Genomic DNA, 17,849 nt, shown 5'->3' with positions numbered 1-17,849 from the left:
AAATATCCCTCATAGACAATGAGGGCGTATACAATACGCCCCTACAGTTTAAACGACTAAATTCACCAATTTGTTTGGCACAACAATTTCTTTCTTGGTTGGACCTGTCAGGAATTGCTGAACTTCTGCCAAGGCTTTTGCCTGTGCCAATAAATCTTCTTTGGAAATATCAACAGCAACTTCCAGCTTACCACGAAGCTTGCCATTCACCTGTACAACAATCGTTTGCGTATTGCGGGTCAAGGCTGACTCGTCCACCTGAGGGAATTCAGCCGAGGTTAAATCAATACCAAACTGAGCTAACAGGGTCTGGCTTAAATGTGGTGCAAATGGTGCAAGTAATGTCAGCAAGGTTGTGATTGCTTCACGTTCAACCGCAACATCGTGATCATCCTTGGCTTCAAACTTGTTGGTTGCATTCAACAATTCCATTAATGCGGCAATGGCAGTGTTAAAGGCGTGACGACGTTCAATGTCATCACCCACTTTCTGAATCGTTTCATGGGTTTTACGGCGTAGATCCTGTGCATCTTTAGAAAGATTTGCGCTATCAATTGCACTCGTCTGATTGCCTTTTTCAAGGAAACTAGTAGCCAAACGCCATACACGTTTTAGGAAGCGGTTGGCACCTTCAACCCCTGCATCTGACCATTCCAAAGACTGGTCAGGTGGGGCAGCAAACATCATAAACACACGGGCGGTATCTGCGCCGTACTGGTCGATAATCGCCTGCGGGTCAATGCCGTTGTTTTTCGACTTGGACATTTTTTCTTGTCCACCGATAACCACATCCTGACCATCACCTGAATATTTTGCTGAAAGCACACGGCCTTTTTCATCTTTTTCTAAAATAATGTCGGCAGGGTTGAACCAAGTTTTTTTGCCATTTTCAGCTTCACGGTAGAACGTATCCGCCAAAACCATGCCCTGTGTCAACAAGTTGGTAAATGGTTCGTTGCCCTGAACAACACCCTCATCACGCATCAACTTATGGAAGAAACGTGCATAAAGTAAGTGCAAAATTGCGTGCTCTACACCACCGATATATTGATTCACAGGAAGCCAGCTTTGCGCCGCTTCTGGTTTAACCATTCCGTCAGTAAAGTCTGGAGATGCATAACGCGCATAATACCAAGATGATTCTACAAAGGTATCCAAGGTGTCTGTTTCACGACGCGCATCGCCGCCACAGCTTGGACACTTAGTTTCATAGAATTCAGGCATCCTATTCAATGGGTTACCAGAACCATCTGGAACCACATCAGTTGGTAATACCACTGGCAATTGATCTTCTGGCACTGGGACTTGACCACAGCTGTTACAGTTGATCATTGGAATTGGACAACCCCAGTAACGCTGACGAGATACACCCCAGTCACGTAAACGGAATTGAACCTTAGCATTTGCTAAGTGCTGTGGTTCTAATTTTGCAAGGAAAGCATCAAACGCTGCTTGGAATACTAAACCGTCGAACTCACCCGAATTGACGAGTTTACCTTCTTTTGAACTATACCATTCCTGCCATACGGTTGCAGAAAAATCAGCGTCATCCGTGCCTTTGGCATCAATGACTTGTTTGATTGGCAGGTTAAATTTGTTGGCAAACTCAAAGTCGCGTTCATCGTGGGCAGGCACAGCCATCACCGCACCTGAACCGTAAGACATCAACACATAGTTGGCAATCCAAACAGGAAGTTCTTCACCTGTCACTGGATGCTTCACGAATAAACCTGTTGCCATGCCTTTCTTTTCGGCAGTCGCTAAATCAGCTTCAGCCACTGATCCCATACGACATTCTTCGATAAATGCAGCCAATTCAGGATTGTTTTCTGCTGCTTTAAGCGCAAGAGGGTGCTCTGCTGCAACAGCAACATAAGTCACACCCATTAAGGTATCAGCACGCGTTGTGTAAACGGTTAAGCCATCAGCATAAATTTCTGTATTTGCAGATGGGAAAGTAATTTCCATTCCCGTAGAGCGGCCGATCCAATTGCGTTGCATGGTCAACACTTGTTGTGGCCAGCCATCCTGCAAGGTGTCTAGATCATCCAGCAACTCTTGTGCGTAGTCGGTGATGCGGAAGTAGTACATTGGGATGTCGCGTTTTTCTACCAATGCACCCGAACGCCAGCCACGACCATTTTCAACTTGCTCGTTGGCCAACACAGTCTGGTCTACAGGATCCCAGTTCACTGTTGACAGCTTACGGTAGATCAAGCCTTTCTTATAAAGCTGTACGAATAACCATTGTTCCCAGTGATAATACTCTGGGGTACAAGTCGCAAATTCACGATCCCAATCGACCGACAAGCCCAATTTTTTTAATTGGTCACGCATATAGGCGATGTTTTCAAAAGTCCATTTTGCTGGCGCAACTTGATGCGCAATGGCAGCATTTTCAGCAGGTAAACCAAAGGCATCCCAACCCATTGGTTGCAATACAGTTTCGCCTTTTAAACGATAAAAACGGCTAATCACATCGCCAATGGTGTAGTTACGCACATGCCCCATATGCAGTTTGCCACTTGGATAAGGGAACATCGACAGGATATAGCGATGTTTGCCCTCTACAGTGTCGGCAACTTTGAAAACTTTGCGATTGTCCCAGTCTTGTTGAACTTGGGGCTCAATGGCACTTGCTTGATATTCGGTGTCAATGTGAGAAGTCGTCATAGGGATATGCGATACAACAAAAATTAAGATTAAGATTGCTGCACAGCATAGCGCAAAACTGGGTGAAATGTCAGTTTTTAGATTGGGATTTTATCTTCAAGGCGGTTAGATACCGCCTTGATCTATTTAGGCTACTTTATCGGTCTGAATGTGATGGTGCAGATGGTGCCTGAGCAGGAGGTGAGGTTGTTGCAGTCGCTTCAACCGCCACATTTGCTACTTGTGATACATGTTGCGGAGCATTCTGGGCTTGCTGTGGGGCCTGATTTGCTGTTGTGGCTGGTGCTTGTGTCGGCTGATTTCCACCATAGGTTGAAACTTTGTTTAAACGTTTTGTACCTTTAGGTGGAGGTGTGGTGGTGTAGTGGGTCGATCCATTTGCATCGACCCATTTGTAGTACTGTTGAGCATGGTTTTGAGTTGAACAAAACAACAGTGCTGTTGTAGCAATCGTATATAAGCCCGTTTTTAAATAAGATGGTTTCATGTTTGATCTCTCCAAGAGAATTCTGTCTATATTCGATCAAAGTGTATTCAGGATGCAATTTACAATGCATCGTTTTATGTAAAAAGAAAATGAATTTTTGATAAATGGACGTTTCAATAGACTAAACCACAACCTTGAATAAGCCTAAAAAAACAACAGCTAAAAAATATTATAGAAAAACCTTTCCTTTATTCTTGACTTTGTGTATGAAAGCAACAAAAATGCTTGCTTTAGTTTTATATGCGCTTATTTGATCACCCTTCGAATAAATGTCATGGCTTGCAATGGACATTCTTTCTAGCCGAGAGAATGATTTTTTGAAATATGCTTATCCCAGCATATTTTGATTCGAGATGTAAAAACAGCTTATACGGCTGATGAGTCAGAAAATTTTTCCTATTGCAGCAAAAACGAGTAGAATACGCACACTTAAAAAAGTGCATAAGTTAATGAATGAAACACGGTTTATGTCTCCTATAAACTGTGCAAATACTAGGGTGAATCACGTTGGAACTTTTATCTGGTGGTGAAATGCTCGTTCGTGCGCTTGCGGACGAAGGCGTAGAGCATGTTTTTGGTTATCCAGGCGGCGCAGTTTTACATATTTATGATGCGCTTTTTCAACAAGACAAAATCAATCATTACCTTGTACGTCATGAGCAAGCTGCTGGCCACATGGCAGATGCTTACTCGCGCGTAACAGGGAAAACTGGTGTTGTTCTTGTGACTTCTGGTCCAGGTGCGACAAATACTGTGACTCCTATCGCAACAGCGTATATGGACTCGATCCCAATGGTGATTTTGTCTGGACAGGTTGCAACTCATTTAATTGGTGAAGATGCATTCCAGGAAACGGACATGGTCGGAATTTCCCGTCCAATTGTAAAACACAGTTTCCAGGTTCGTCATGCCAGCGAAATTCCTGCAATTATCAAGAAAGCATTCTATATCGCGTCTTCTGGCCGTCCAGGTCCAGTTGTGGTTGATATTCCTAAGGATGCAACCAACCCTACGGATAAATTTGCCTACGAATATCCTGAAAAAGTGAAGATGCGCTCATATCAACCGCCTTCACGTGGACATTCAGGTCAAATCCGTAAGGCGATTGATGAACTGATTACCGCTAAACGCCCAATTATCTATACGGGTGGTGGTGTTGTTCAGGGTAATGCTTCTGCATTATTGACTGAACTTGCACATCTATTGGGTTATCCAGTAACCAATACCTTGATGGGCTTAGGTGCTTTCCCTGGCAATGATCCACAGTTTGTAGGCATGTTAGGGATGCATGGTACCTATGAAGCCAATATGACGATGCACAATGCAGACGTGATTTTGGCCATTGGTGCACGTTTCGATGACCGTGTAACCAATAACCCTGCGAAATTCTGTTTGAATGCGAAAGTTATTCATATTGATGTAGATCCAGCGACCATTTCTAAAACCATCATGGCGCACATTCCTATCGTTGGTGCGGTTGAGCCAGTTCTTCAAGAAATGTTAGCTCAGCTTAAACAGATGAATGTGTCTAAGCCAAATCCTGAAGCAATTGCTGAATGGTGGTCTCAGATTAATGAGTGGCGTAAAGTTCATGGCTTACGCTATGAAGCGGCTCAAAATGGTGAAATGAAACCACAACAAGTGGTGGAAGCGCTTGATCGTGTGACCAATGGTGAAGCGATCATCACATCTGACGTAGGTCAGCACCAAATGTTTGGTGCAAACTACTACAAATACAAACGTCCACGCCAATGGATTAACTCTGGTGGTCTAGGCACCATGGGTGTTGGTTTGCCGTATGCAATGGCAGCGAAGCTTGCATTCCCAGATCAACAAGTAGTGTGTATCACAGGTGAAGCATCAATTCAGATGTGTATCCAAGAATTATCAACATGTAAGCAATATGGCTTAAATGTGAAAATTCTTTGCTTGAATAACCAAGCTTTAGGCATGGTGAAGCAGTGGCAAGACATGAACTATGAAGGGCGTCATTCAAGCTCTTATGTAGATTCTTTACCTGATTTTGCAAAATTGATGGAAGCTTATGGTCACGTAGGTATTCAAATCAATCATGCAGATGAATTGGAATCTAAACTGGCTGAAGCAATGGCAATTAATGATAAATGTGTATTCATTAATGTCATGGTTGATCGTACAGAACATGTTTATCCAATGTTGATTGCAGGTCAGTCGATGAAAGATATGTGGTTAGGTAAAGGGGAGCGCACGGCATGAGACACATTATCTCTGTACTTGTAGAAAATGAAGCAGGCGCGCTTTCTCGTTTGGTCGGTTTATTCTCTCAACGTGGTTACAACATTGAGACTTTAAACGTTGCGCCAACTGAAGATGAAACTTTATCTCGTTTGACGCTGACAACCTATGGCGATGATCACAAAATCGAGCAAATCACAAAACAACTGAATAAATTGGTTGAAGTGGTTAAGGTGGTTGATTTGTCAGAAGGTGCACATATTGAGCGCGAGCTTATGTTGATTAAAGTGAAAGCTTTAGGTGCCGCTCGTGCGGAAATTAAGCGTACAGCTGATATTTTCCGTGCTCAAATCGTTGATGTAACACCGACGACTTATACGATTCAGATCGCAGGTACGACCGATAAGATTGATGGTTTTATTGATGCACTTGCAGAGAATACCATCCTTGAGGTTGTGCGTTCAGGTGTATCGGGCATCGCACGTGGTGAAAAGGTTTTAACAGTTTAAATATAGTTCTCCCCCTGAGTGGTATTGCCACGTTAGAGGGGGTTATGTCGACCCCACCCTAACCCTCCCCTTGAAAATGGGAGGGAAGTTAAAGATTCTAATGGAGAAAACAGATGCAAATTTTTTACGATAAAGACTGTGACTTATCAATCATCCAAGGCAAAAAAGTTGCAATCATTGGTTATGGTTCACAAGGTCATGCTCATGCACTTAACTTGAAAGATTCTGGCGTTGACGTAACTGTTGGTTTACGTGCTGGTTCAGCATCTTGGAAAAAAGCTGAAAATTCAGGTCTTAAAGTATCTGAAGTTCCAGCAGCTGTTGCTCAAGCTGACTTAGTGATGATTTTGACTCCAGATGAGTTCCAATCTCAACTTTATCGTGATGTGATTGAGCCAAATATCAAAGAAGGCGCAACCTTAGCATTTGCTCATGGTTTTTCTATTCTTTATAACCAAGTTGTTCCACGTAAAGATTTAGACGTAATCATGGTTGCTCCAAAAGCACCAGGTCACACTGTACGTTCTGAATATCAACGTGGTTCAGGTGTTCCTGACTTAATCGCAATTCACCAAGATGCTTCTGGTAATGCACGTAATGTAGCGCTTTCTTACGCTTCAGGTGTAGGTGGTGGTCGTACAGGTATTATCGAAACTTCTTTCCGTGAAGAAACTGAAACTGATTTATTCGGTGAGCAAGCAGTTCTTTGTGGTGGTGCTGTTGAATTGGTTAAAATGGGCTTCGAAACTTTGGTTGAAGCGGGTTATGCACCAGAAATGGCTTACTTCGAATGCTTACATGAACTTAAGTTAATCGTTGACTTAATGTTCGAAGGCGGTATTGCTGACATGAACTACTCAGTTTCTAACAATGCTGAGTACGGTGAATATGTGACTGGTACTGAAGTAATCAACGAACAGTCTCGTGAAGCAATGCGTAACGCGTTGAAACGTATCCAGTCTGGTGAATATGCGAAAATGTTCATTCAGGAAGGTGCGTTGAACTACCCATCTATGACTGCTCGCCGTCGTCAAAATGCTGCACACGGTATCGAAGTAACAGGTAATAAACTTCGTGCAATGATGCCTTGGATTCAAGCAAACAAAATCGTTGATAAAGAGAAGAACTAAATTTTAGTTTAATCTTTAAAAGCCCTTGTTTGTACAGGGGCTTTTTTATTGGATCATCCTAATGTTGCGCATTGGTGAGGTATAGCTCCAATCTTACGTATTGGTCTTACGAAGTGATGCTTCACATGCTTTTCTATTTCGTTGCTCCTTGCGCAGGATACCCTAATAAGTGTTGAAGCAAACAAAATCGTAGAAAAAGAGAAAGCTCAGTTTTATCTCTGAGTTAAAAGAACCCTCTTGTTGGTAAACGAGGTTTTTAATGCTGCTGATAACAGAGTTATAATAGTATAAAAATTAAAAAAGTTTATATGTGTCTCTGATAAGCATTTTATATCGTGCTTAGTGCACGAGAAAAACAAAAAAACTGCAATCAGACTTAAGTTCATAGGGCAGTTTAAAACAAATAAGAAGTAGCTACTTAAATAAGAAAAACACTTAGCAAAAATAAATTGGTCTTTCGGTGAAAAGTGCAATAAAAAAAAGCAAGTCTTTTTATAGGTTTGGAGTAATTATATGTTTTTATTCTATTGATTTATAAAATGAAAAAGACTTGACCTTATGTTATATGATGTTATTGTTAAGGAAAGATTATGACTGCTATTCGTATCTTTTTTTGAGTGTGAAAGATCGTTCTGAGCCTAGGCAATTTGCTCGGCAAATAAAAAAGTCATGGATAATCATGGAATTCCTTTATGGTACACGTTGATTACGATAGTACATTGGTCATCGTTTCCATTCTGGTTGCGGTGGCAACATGCTATGCCGCATTTTCAATGGAAGAGCTGGTTTTCAAGACCGCTTATAAAAAGTTTGAAAAAAGCATTCTGGTTGCGAGTGGCTTAATCCTGGGGTTGGCGATATGGGCAATGCATTTTGTGGGAATGCTAGCGATTCATTTGCCAGAAAGCTATCATTTTGATCTGGGGTTAACGACGCTTTCCTATATGGGGGGTACAATTGCCTCTATTTTTGCGGTGTGGCTGACTTCACGTCCAACCTTGCCTTTGCCTCGCCTGATTCTTGGTGCTGTGTTTATGGGCTTGGGTATAGCGGGTATGCATTATACAGGCATGATGGCTCTGACAGTTGAACATTATCAGATGCATTATGATCCCTTATTGGTTATTTGCTCAGTTTTAATTGCAATCAGTGGGGCTGGTCTAAGTTTCTTCTTTATCTTTAAATATAAGTCAGCAGTCAGGTATCGGATTGGGCTAAAAGCCATTGTTGCGGTGTTAATGGCGCTGAGTATTGTCGGTATGCATTACACAGGTATGGCGGCAACCTATTTTGATGCAAGTATTATTAAGGCCTTGAATGCAGCACAGACAGAGCAAAGTGTATTGTTGTTCACAATCATCTTTATTACCAGTCTGGTGTTTGTCGCAGGTTTTGCTGTTGCGGTTTTAGAATCTAGACTGGAAGAGCGTAATCAACAACTCACTTTTATAAATAAAGAGCTTGAGATTCAGTCTCTGCATGATGCCCTAACCAAGCTGCCTAACCGTATGTATTTAACCGAGTATGCAGAGGTTGTGTTTAGCCATCATCGCTTGCATGAGCAAAAGGCTGCCTTTTTATATATTGACCTGGATGGTTTTAAGTCGGTGAATGATGCTTTTGGGCATCATATTGGGGATCAGTTGTTGGTCCAGATGGCCAATCGTCTACACAATAAGCTAAATCAAAGCCATAAGTTATTCCGTATAGGTGGCGATGAATTTGTCCTGATATCTGAAAATACCGATATCAACGAGGCAATACAGCTTGCCGAAGAAATTCTGCATTTTATTCAGGGAACTTATTTAATTGCCAGCAAAGACATAAACATATCCGCGAGCCTTGGGATTGCGATGTATCCTGAACATGGCACCAATATTCAGGATTTGTTGATTAATGCCGATGTTGCCATGCTGGTGTCAAAAGATCAGGGGCGTAATACCTATACCGTGTTCCAGTCCATGAGCGATCAGCAAGATGTACGCAGCCAGTCCAAACTGATCAATGATTTATATAAGGCCGTTGATGAGCAGCAGTTTGTCTTGTTTTACCAGCCAAAATTTACCGCGAACTATGAAGTCTGTGGTGTTGAGGCCCTGATTCGCTGGAAGCATCCAGCTTTGGGGCTGCTTACGCCACAAATGTTTATTGAAAGTGCTGAAAAAACGGGTTTAATTATTCCTATGGGATATTGGGCGCTGGAACAAGCCTGTCAACAAATTCAGAAATGGGAGCAGAGCAAGAACCCGTTTTATCCAATTGCAGTGAATCTGTCAGCATTACAGTTTGAAAATAAGAAATTATTCAGTGTCCTTGAACAACTATTGGAAAAATATCAAATCCAACCTCACAACCTGATCCTGGAGATTACTGAATCAACTGCAATGCATCACATTGATTCAAGTATTCGTACCCTGAAACGCCTGCGTAAGCTCGGTATTCGAATCGCAATAGATGACTTTGGAACGGGTTACTCAAGCTTCCTGTATTTAAAAGATTTACCTGTCGATGAACTCAAAATTGACCGTGGTTTCCTCATGGATTTACAACCCAATTCCAAAGAAGAGGCGATTTTAGAAAGTATTATTCATCTTGCTGCAAAATTAGGTTTGATTGTCACGGCTGAGGGAGTGGAAACACAGCAACAAGCGGATATTCTTAAAAATTTAGGCTGTAATCAATTACAGGGATACTTGCTTGGCAGGCCTGTTAAGATTGATAGTTTGGTATTGCAAGGGCAGCCACATTTTGCCTAATTTTAAATAATCTGGTTTTATAATAGATGAATTTAATTCAATTTTGTCTATATAAATATTGTCTGCTCAATTGTACTGAAACAAGCTAAGGCATGTTTTACTGGTTTATTAGTATGTTAGAACTTCGTCATTTAAAGACATTAACCGCCTTGCGCGAACACGGTTCATTGGTTGCAGCGGCAACTGACCTGTATTTAACACCCTCTGCGATTTCTCATCAATTAAAAGAGCTGGATCAATGGTTTGGCGTGGAGGTTGTGAATCGCCGTAGCCGACCTGTCTCATTTTCCCATGTTGGTTTGCGCCTGTTAAAGCTGGCGGATGATGTGTTACCGCAGATCCAGATTGCACATACCGATATTGCCCGTATTGTGCACGGGCAAACAGGCAGAATTATCTTCTCTTCGGAATGTCATAGTTGCTTTGACTGGCTGATGCCGTTGTTGAATCAATACCGCCAGCAATATCCAGATGTTGATCTGGATTTTGTCTCTGGTTTTGAGTCCAATCCACACGAGTTATTACAGAATGCGGAATTTGACTTGTTGATTACCGCGGACCCAATTGCTTTAAAAGGCATTGAGTATTTTCCAATTTTTGAATATGAATCCAGACTGGTTTTGTCCAACACTCATCCTTTGGTTCGGATGGAAAAGATTACGGTACAGGAGTTGGCGGAGCAAACCTTGGTGACTTATCCCGTGGATAAACACCGTTTGGACATTATGGCGAAACTATTTATTCCAGCCAATTTACACCCTAAAGAAATCCGCACAACGGAACTAACACAAATGTTGATCCAATTGGTTGCCAGCGGGCGGGGGATTTCGGCACTCCCTGACTGGGTGGTAAATGAATATGAGCAAAAAGGCTGGGTCACTTCGCGCCGTCTGGATTGTGTCTCACCCAAAGGTCTCCGACGCACACTCTATGCAGGCTATCGCACTGAAGATAAAGACAAGAGTTATTTTGAGGGCTTTTTAAATCAACTGGATAAGTTTTCTAAAAAGCGCAATCATTATTATGACTAGGCTTGAATGGGCTGGTTGTATGTCGATTGGAAACACGGACAAACATTATCAATTCAGGCAAATCCCTCTATAATGCGGCATATATTATCTTGGCTTATCATGAGTGCTCATTGATCGTGATGAGCCTCATTTATATTCTGTTTAAGTCCATTTCAGATCGTTATTCTATTCATATTTACACGCTTATGTGCCGATGCTGGTACATAAGAGGTATTAGGTACCAGCATGGAAATCAAGGTTAATTATCTCGACAATCTTCGTCAGGAAGCCAAGTTCGATGATTTTACAGTAATTGCAGATCAACCGATCCGCTATAAAGGCGATGGTTCAGCGCCAGGACCATTCGACTATTTTCTGGCTTCATCGGCGTTATGTGCTGCCTACTTTGTAAAAGTGTATTGTGCGGCGCGGGATATTTCAACCGACAATATCCGCCTGTCACAAAACAATATTGTTGACCCTGAAAACCGCTACAAACAGATTTTTAAGATTCAGGTCGAGTTGCCTGCTGACATTTCTGAAAAAGACCGTCAGGGGATTCTACGCTCGATTGACCGTTGTACCGTGAAGAAAGTGATCCAGACAGGCCCTGAATTTATTATTGAAGAAGTTGAAAGTATTGATGCTGATGCACAGGCATTGCTGATGCCAAGCCTGACTTCGGAAAGCAGTACTTATATTCAGGGCAAGGATTTACCTTTAGAACAGACCATTGCCAATATGTCTAGCATTTTGGCTGGCTTGGGCATGAAGATTGAAATTGCATCATGGCGTAATATTGTTCCGAATGTCTGGTCACTGCATATTCGTGATGCACAATCGCCGATGTGTTTTACCAATGGCAAGGGTTCAACCAAGGAAAGTGCCTTGGCATCGGCACTGGGCGAATTTATTGAGCGTTTAAACTGTAACTTCTTCTATAACGACCAGTTTTGGGGAGAGGAAATCGCCAATGCTGAGTTTGTGCATTATCCTGATGAAAAATGGTTCCAGCCAGGCCCGAATGGTGAATTGCCAGTAGAAATTCTGGATGAATACTGCCTTGAGATTTATAACCCCGACGATGAATTGCTGGGCACGCATTTATATGACACCAACTCAGGTAATACCGAGCGAGGCATCTGTTCATTGCCATTCGTACGGCAGTCGGATGGTGAAGTGGTGTATTTCCCGTCCAATCTGATTGAAAATCTCTATCTCAGTAACGGCATGAGTGCAGGCAACACTTTGGCTGAGGCACAGGTACAGTGTCTTTCTGAAATCTTTGAACGTGCAGTGAAACGTGAGATTCTGGAGGGCGAAATGACGCTACCAGATGTACCGCAACAGGTTCTGGAAAAATATCCAGCAATTCTGGCTGGCATCAAGGGGCTGGAGGAACAGGGCTTCCCTGTGCTGGTGAAAGATGCCTCGCTTGGTGGTCAGTTCCCTGTGATGTGTGTGACGCTGATGAATCCACGTACAGGCGGAGTCTTTGCTTCATTCGGTGCGCATCCAAGTTTTGAAATTGCGTTGGAACGTAGCCTGACTGAGTTGTTGCAGGGGCGCAGTTTTGAGGGTCTCAATGATTTACCACAGCCAACGTTCCAAAGTAATGCGGTGACTGAACCAAACAACTTTGTGGAACACTTTATTGATTCCAGCGGTTTGGTGTCATGGCGCTTTTTTAGCTCCAAAGCTGATTTCGATTTTGTCGAGTGGGACTTTACCCACCAGGGTCAAAACAGCAATGTGGAAGAAGCGGAAGAACTGTTTGCCATTCTTGAGCAGATGGGCAAAGAAGTCTACATGGCGGTGTATGAACATTTAGGTGCAACCGCCTGCCGTATCTTGGTGCCTGACTATTCCGAGATTTATCTGGTAGAAGACCTGATCTGGGACAACACCAACAAGGCACTGTTATTCCGTGAAGATATCTTAAACCTGCATCGTCTGGATAATGACAGCCTTGAGGCCTTGGTTGAGCGTCTGGAGGAATGTGAGCTGGATGACTACACCGAAATCGCCACCTTGATTGGTATCGAATTTGATGACAATACCGTGTGGGGGCAACTGACCATTCTTGAGTTAAAACTGTTGATTTATCTTGCTTTAGAGCAATTTGAAGAAGCAAAAGAATTGGTCGGGCAGTTCCTGCAATACAACACCAACACGGCTGAGCGAGGCTTATTCTATCAGTGCATGAATGTGGTGCTGGAGGTGATTCTGGATGATGAGCTGGAATTGGATGATTATCTAATTAACTTCCGCCGTATGTTTGGTGATGAACGAATGGACGCGGTACTTGGATCGGTAGATGGCAGTGTCCGTTTCTATGGTCTCACCCCAACCAGTATGAAACTGGAGGGGCTAGATCGACACTTACGCCTGATTGACAGTTATAAAAAGTTGCATGCCGCGCGTGCCAGGGCGGTTGCTGCCTAGTGAGCTAAAAGTTATGGGTGCAATCCTTGTATTTGTAGATTGCACCTTACGGTTTCAGGTTTAAAACGCTTCCTGATACGAAAAGGAATTTATCCATTGGAGCGTAAAACCTCGGGGTTTAGCCCGACGATATAAGCGACTGGCGTAAGCCATACGACATGAAATGTCGTTTTAAATACTTTTGCTATAATCACTATTAAGAAAAATACGGTTAAAATAATTGTATGAAGACACTCAAATTACGCATAAAAGACAAACATTGCAAGGTGCTAGACCAACTAGCGTTGGAGGTAAACTTTGTTTGGAATTATGTCAATGATTTGTGTTTCAAGCATCTACAACGCAAACAACAATTCTTTTCAGCATACGATATTGCTAAATACACAAAAGGCACATCGAAAGAATGCAATTTGCATAGTCAAACCATTCAAGCCATAACAGAAGAACTCATTACACGCAGAAAGCAATTCAAAAAAGCAAAACTGAAATGGCGAGTCAGCAATAAAAAATCAGCTAGGCGTTCATTGGGCTGGATACCATTCAAAAAAGTTGCAATCAAATATGCTAATGGCTATGTTCAATATGGCAAACATCAATTCAAACTATGGGATAGTTACGGACTATCAAAATACAACGTCAAAACAGGCTCATTTGTAGAAGATAGTCGTGGGCGTTGGTATGTCTGTTTAGTGGTTGATCATGCAAAACCAGTTAAATCGAAAGGTCAAACCTCAATTGGTATAGATTTGGGATTAAAAGACTTAGCTACTTGTTCAGATGGTATAAAGCTCAAAGCTCCTAAAATCTATCGCCAATATGAACAAAAACTTGGCATAGCTCAACGTGCAAGAAATAAGAAACGCGTCAAAGCGATTCACGCCAAGATTAAAAATATACGTCAAAACATGTTGCATCAATTCAGTCATAAACTGGTGAATGAACATGCAGCAATCTTCGTTGGCAATGTGAATGCCAAAGCACTCGCACAAACTAAATTAGCTAAATCAGTGCTAGATGCAAGTTGGACAACACTAAGAACCATGCTCAAGTATAAATGCGAGAACGCAGGGGTATGGTATGAAGAAGTCAATGAATCGTATACCACCCAAACTTGCTCGTGCTGTGGCTCACGCTCCAGTAGTCCGAAAGGTAGAGCAGGCTTAGGAATAAGAGAATGGCAGTGTATGGAGTGCGGTACGCTCCATGATCGGGATGTAAATTCCGCACTGAATATTCTTGCGCTCGGACATGAGCGTCTAGCAGTAGGAATCCCCGTCCTTTAGGTCGGGGAGGATGTCAACTATTTCATCAAACATCCCGTAAGATGGTTTGCCCTGTACGTGGATTGGTGAGCGTTACATTTTCCAAGGCATGGATTTGCCATAAATGATTCTGTCTTAACTGTGCTAACGTAATAAACTATTGAACATTAAGTATAAAACCACAGCGGTTGATCATTGATTGAGGATAAAGAATGAACTCATTGGAACAAAAGTTTCTAAATGACTTAGATGATAAGCTTTGGAAAGCCGCTGATAAATTACGTAGCAGCTTAGACGCTGCCAACTACAAGCATATTGTGCTTGGGCTGATTTTCCTAAAATATGTATCAGATGCTTTTGATGAACGTCAGTCTGAACTTAAAGATTTATTTGCTCAGGCGGATGATCACAACATCTATTACATGCCTCGTGATCAATACGACACAGAAGAGGAATATCAACAAGCAATCGCTGATGAATTAGAAATTATTGATTATTATCAAGAAAAAAATGTGTTTTGGGTGCCCAAAGCAGCACGTTGGGCAACATTACAAAATACAGCCGCTTTAGCCATTGGCTCGATTATTTGGCAAGATGTCAAACTGCGTTCTATCTCTTGGTTAGTTGATAATGCTTTTGATGAAATTGAGAAAGCCAATCCTAAATTAAAAGGTATTCTGAATCGTATAGGACAGTACCAGCTTGATAATGACAAACTGTTGGATTTGATCAATACTTTTTCGGACACGAGTTTTACCAAACCTGAATATAATGGCGAAAAACTGAGTCTGCACAGTAAAGACATTCTCGGGCATGTCTACGAATACTTTTTAGGGCAGTTTGCGTTAGCTGAAGGAAAACAAGGCGGACAATATTACACACCTAAAAGTATCGTGACCTTGATTGTAGAAATGCTGCAACCTTATAAAGGTCGAGTCTATGACCCTGCAATGGGTTCAGGCGGTTTCTTTGTTTCCAGTGAAAAGTTCATCGAACAACATGCACAGGAAAAGCACTACAAAGCATCTGAACAGAAAAAGCATATTTCGATTTACGGACAAGAAAGTAATCCAACCACATGGAAACTTGCTGCCATGAATATGGCAATTCGTGGCATTGATTTTAACTTTGGTAAAAAGAATGCCGATACATTTTTAGATGATCAGCATCCAGACTTGCGTGCTGATTTCGTCATGGCAAATCCACCGTTCAATATTAAGGATTGGTGGCATGCTTCACTGGAAAGTGATGTACGTTGGAAATATGGCACACCGCCACAGGGCAATGCCAACTTTGCCTGGATGCAGCACATGCTGCACCATCTATCACCAACGGGTAGTATGGCACTTTTGCTTGCCAATGGTTCGATGAGTTCCAATACCAATAATGAGGGTGAAATCCGTAAAAATCTGATTGAAGCCGATCTGGTGGAATGTATTGTCGCATTACCAGGGCAACTGTTTACCAATACGCAAATCCCTGCCTGTATTTGGTTTTTGACCAAGGACAAAAAGAATGGTTTGTCCCTGGATAAAAAGAAAGCCAATCGTGAAGGCAAGACTTTGTTTATTGATGCTCGCAACTTGGGCTATATGAAAGATCGTGTACTACGTGACTTTACCGATGCGGATATTGCTAAAATCACCAATGCTTTACATGCTTGGCAACAAGGTGAAAACTTTGAAGGCGAAGCGTATCAAGATGAAAAAGGCTTTTGTTTCTCGGCTGAGTTAAAAGATATTCAAAAGCATGACTATGTACTGACCCCAGGGCGTTATGTGGGTGCAGTCGAACAGGAAGATGATGGAGAACCTTTTGCCGAGAAGATGGCACGCTTAACAGGACAATTGAAACAGCAATTTGCTGAAAGTGCTGTACTGGAAAGTGAAATCAAAAAGAATTTAAAAGGTTTGGGTTATGAGTTTTGATCAACCGTTGCTGCTTGAGATTCAAAAAGGCGAAAGCAAAACGCTAGAGTTTAAACAGCAGTTACCGAAAGGACAGCAGATCGCCAAGACATTAATTGCCTTTGCTAATAGTAGTGGCGGTAAGTTGATTGTTGGAGTCACTGATGATCGGCAGTTGGTTGGGATTCAAGATGATATTTTCGAGTTGCAAGATAAAATCACCTCCATGATTTATGAGTTGTGTGCCCCACAACTTGCCGCACAAATTTATATTGAGAACATAGATGGTGTTGAGCTATTGGTTGTGGAAGTCGCACGAGGTAGTTTATTTCCGTATTACCTTAAACCAGTAGGACGTGAGCAAGGCACATATATCCGTCTAGGTGCAAGTAACCGTGTGGCATCGCCTGAGCATATTCAACAACTGGAATTGCAAAGGCTAAATATCAGTTTTGATGCCTTAGCCAATTATCAATACCCTTTGGAAAAGCTCAATTTAACGGTCTTGGAAGAAGCGTTCAAAGCTGCTGATAAAACACTGACTTTAGAAAAGATGTTGAATCTGAAACTGGTGATTGAAGAGCAAGGACAGCGTTATGCCAGTCATGGTTTATTGATCTTGCTCGGTCAATATGAGCATGTGATGACCCAATGCGCCCGATTTAAAGGCACAAATATGAGTGTGTTTTTAGACCGTAAAGAATACACAGGTGACTTGTTTTCTCAAATTGAACAAGCCGAAATTTTTATTAAAAATCATTTGTCTTTACGTGCTGAAATTCGTGGCTTAAAGCGTTATGACTATTTAGAAATTCCAGAAAATGCTATCCGTGAAGCCTTAGTCAATGCCTATGTACATCGGGATTACAGTAACTTTGGGCGTAATATCAAGGTCGCTGTGTATGATGACTTGGTCAATATCGTCTCCCCTGGTGGCTTGCCCAATGGTTTAACCGAAGCGGATTTGTTGCAGGGACGTTCGGAAATTCGGAATCGGGTTTTGGCTCGTGTGTTTCGAGAGCTAGGTTATATTGAGCATTGGGGCAGTGGTCTGCAACGGATCAAGCAGATGTGTGAAGCAGAGAATTTGCCAACACCTGAATTTTTAGAAACTAATGATTTTTTTGATGTGAAGCTATATCGTCCTGTGATTGAGTCTGAAAGTGGTGCAATCGGTGGTGCAATTGATGATTCAAGTGGTGTAATCGAAGACTTAGGTGGTGCAATCGAAGCAAGCCAACTCACCGAACGCCAACAGGAAATTTTAGTTTTAATTCGGGCTAATCCGAAAGTTTCTTATCGTTCTTTGGCAGAACAACTTGGTATTAACCAATCTGCCTTACAAAAGCATCTGAATCATTTAAAAGATGCAGGCTGTATTGAACGTGTAGGTGGAACTCGTGGCTATTGGGTGGTTAAGAAAGAATTTGGGGGTGAAGTGTGAGTGTAATTTTCC

General features: G+C 42.1%; 11 protein-coding genes and 1 pseudogene. 9 read left to right on the top strand and 3 right to left on the bottom strand.

The features are described 5' to 3' along the window. Positions 1-48 precede the first annotated feature (48 nt). Both leuS and F972_RS04835 read right to left on the bottom strand, forming a co-directional pair. Complete coding sequence (gene leuS / locus F972_RS04840) at positions 49-2,673, bottom strand: leucine--tRNA ligase (RefSeq protein ID WP_004681776.1); 2,625 nt, start codon at positions 2,671-2,673, stop codon at positions 49-51. A gap of 136 nt (positions 2,674-2,809) precedes the next feature. Next, positions 2,810-3,160 (bottom strand): DUF4124 domain-containing protein, encoded by a 351-nt coding sequence (locus F972_RS04835; RefSeq protein WP_004681775.1) that lies wholly within the window; start codon positions 3,158-3,160, stop codon positions 2,810-2,812. 507 nt (positions 3,161-3,667) lie between these two features. Between F972_RS04835 and F972_RS04830 the strand changes: the two genes are divergently transcribed. The 7 genes from F972_RS04830 to F972_RS04800 all read left to right on the top strand — a co-directional run bounded on the left by F972_RS04830 (position 3,668) and on the right by F972_RS04800 (position 14,507). After that, a complete protein-coding gene (locus F972_RS04830; RefSeq protein WP_004764151.1) occupies positions 3,668-5,395 on the top strand; it encodes an acetolactate synthase 3 large subunit in 1,728 nt (575 codons plus the stop codon). After that, positions 5,392-5,883, top strand: coding sequence for an acetolactate synthase small subunit (gene ilvN, locus F972_RS04825; protein WP_004678407.1), 492 nt, complete (start codon positions 5,392-5,394; stop codon positions 5,881-5,883). Before F972_RS04830 ends, ilvN begins: the two co-directional genes overlap by 4 nt. Positions 5,884-5,996: 113 nt before the next feature. After that, positions 5,997-7,013: a ketol-acid reductoisomerase gene (gene ilvC / locus F972_RS04820; protein WP_004659026.1), complete on the top strand. Its 1,017-nt coding sequence runs from the start codon at positions 5,997-5,999 to the stop codon at positions 7,011-7,013. Between the two features lie 692 nt (positions 7,014-7,705). Further along, positions 7,706-9,769: a putative bifunctional diguanylate cyclase/phosphodiesterase gene (locus F972_RS04815; RefSeq protein ID WP_004756110.1), complete on the top strand. Its 2,064-nt coding sequence runs from the start codon at positions 7,706-7,708 to the stop codon at positions 9,767-9,769. Positions 9,770-9,882: 113 nt separating this feature from the next. Beyond that, positions 9,883-10,800: a LysR family transcriptional regulator gene (locus F972_RS04810; protein ID WP_010589466.1), complete on the top strand. Its 918-nt coding sequence runs from the start codon at positions 9,883-9,885 to the stop codon at positions 10,798-10,800. Positions 10,801-11,025: 225 nt separating this feature from the next. Then, entirely contained in the window at positions 11,026-13,224 is a 2,199-nt protein-coding gene (locus F972_RS04805; RefSeq protein ID WP_004756108.1) for an OsmC domain/YcaO domain-containing protein, read from the top strand. Between the two features lie 224 nt (positions 13,225-13,448). Then, positions 13,449-14,507, top strand: a complete 1,059-nt coding sequence (locus F972_RS04800; protein WP_004764149.1) for an RNA-guided endonuclease InsQ/TnpB family protein — start codon at positions 13,449-13,451, stop codon at positions 14,505-14,507. A 25-nt stretch (positions 14,508-14,532) separates the two neighbouring features. Here F972_RS04800 and F972_RS15095 read toward each other — a convergent pair. Beyond that, positions 14,533-14,622 (bottom strand): annotated as a pseudogene (locus F972_RS15095) (DUF4440 domain-containing protein); the annotation flags it as partial. 76 nt (positions 14,623-14,698) lie between these two features. Here F972_RS15095 and F972_RS04795 point away from each other — a divergent pair. Next, positions 14,699-16,414, top strand: coding sequence for a class I SAM-dependent DNA methyltransferase (locus F972_RS04795; RefSeq protein ID WP_004756106.1), 1,716 nt, complete (start codon positions 14,699-14,701; stop codon positions 16,412-16,414). Continuing rightward, positions 16,404-17,837 carry an AlbA family DNA-binding domain-containing protein gene (locus F972_RS04790; protein WP_004764146.1) on the top strand — a complete coding sequence of 478 codons (1,434 nt, stop codon included), beginning with the start codon at positions 16,404-16,406 and terminating at the stop codon, positions 17,835-17,837. The genes F972_RS04795 and F972_RS04790 overlap by 11 nt, the downstream gene beginning before the upstream one ends. The last annotated feature ends 12 nt before the right edge of the window (positions 17,838-17,849 follow it).

The organism is Acinetobacter sp. CIP 102529, assembly GCF_000368325.1.
GTDB classification, from domain to species: domain Bacteria; phylum Pseudomonadota; class Gammaproteobacteria; order Pseudomonadales; family Moraxellaceae; genus Acinetobacter; species Acinetobacter parvus.
The sequence above is the reverse complement of the archived record's forward strand: the minus strand, read 5'-3'. Positions and strand labels throughout refer to the sequence as shown.

What these genes read in the sequence shown, in the direction of transcription:
- F972_RS04800 (WP_004764149.1), top strand. Translation starts at nt 13,449, where the DNA reads ATGAAGACACTCAAATTACGCATAAAAGACAAACATTGCAAGGTGCTA.
- F972_RS04790 (WP_004764146.1), top strand. Translation starts at nt 16,404, where the DNA reads ATGAGTTTTGATCAACCGTTGCTGCTTGAGATTCAAAAAGGCGAAAGC.
- F972_RS04810 (WP_010589466.1), top strand. Translation starts at nt 9,883, where the DNA reads ATGTTAGAACTTCGTCATTTAAAGACATTAACCGCCTTGCGCGAACAC.
- ilvN (WP_004678407.1), top strand. Translation starts at nt 5,392, where the DNA reads ATGAGACACATTATCTCTGTACTTGTAGAAAATGAAGCAGGCGCGCTT.
- F972_RS04805 (WP_004756108.1), top strand. Translation starts at nt 11,026, where the DNA reads ATGGAAATCAAGGTTAATTATCTCGACAATCTTCGTCAGGAAGCCAAG.
- F972_RS04835 (WP_004681775.1), bottom strand. Translation starts at nt 3,160, where the DNA reads ATGAAACCATCTTATTTAAAAACGGGCTTATATACGATTGCTACAACA.
- ilvC (WP_004659026.1), top strand. Translation starts at nt 5,997, where the DNA reads ATGCAAATTTTTTACGATAAAGACTGTGACTTATCAATCATCCAAGGC.
- F972_RS04815 (WP_004756110.1), top strand. Translation starts at nt 7,706, where the DNA reads ATGGTACACGTTGATTACGATAGTACATTGGTCATCGTTTCCATTCTG.
- leuS (WP_004681776.1), bottom strand. Translation starts at nt 2,673, where the DNA reads ATGACGACTTCTCACATTGACACCGAATATCAAGCAAGTGCCATTGAG.
- F972_RS04795 (WP_004756106.1), top strand. Translation starts at nt 14,699, where the DNA reads ATGAACTCATTGGAACAAAAGTTTCTAAATGACTTAGATGATAAGCTT.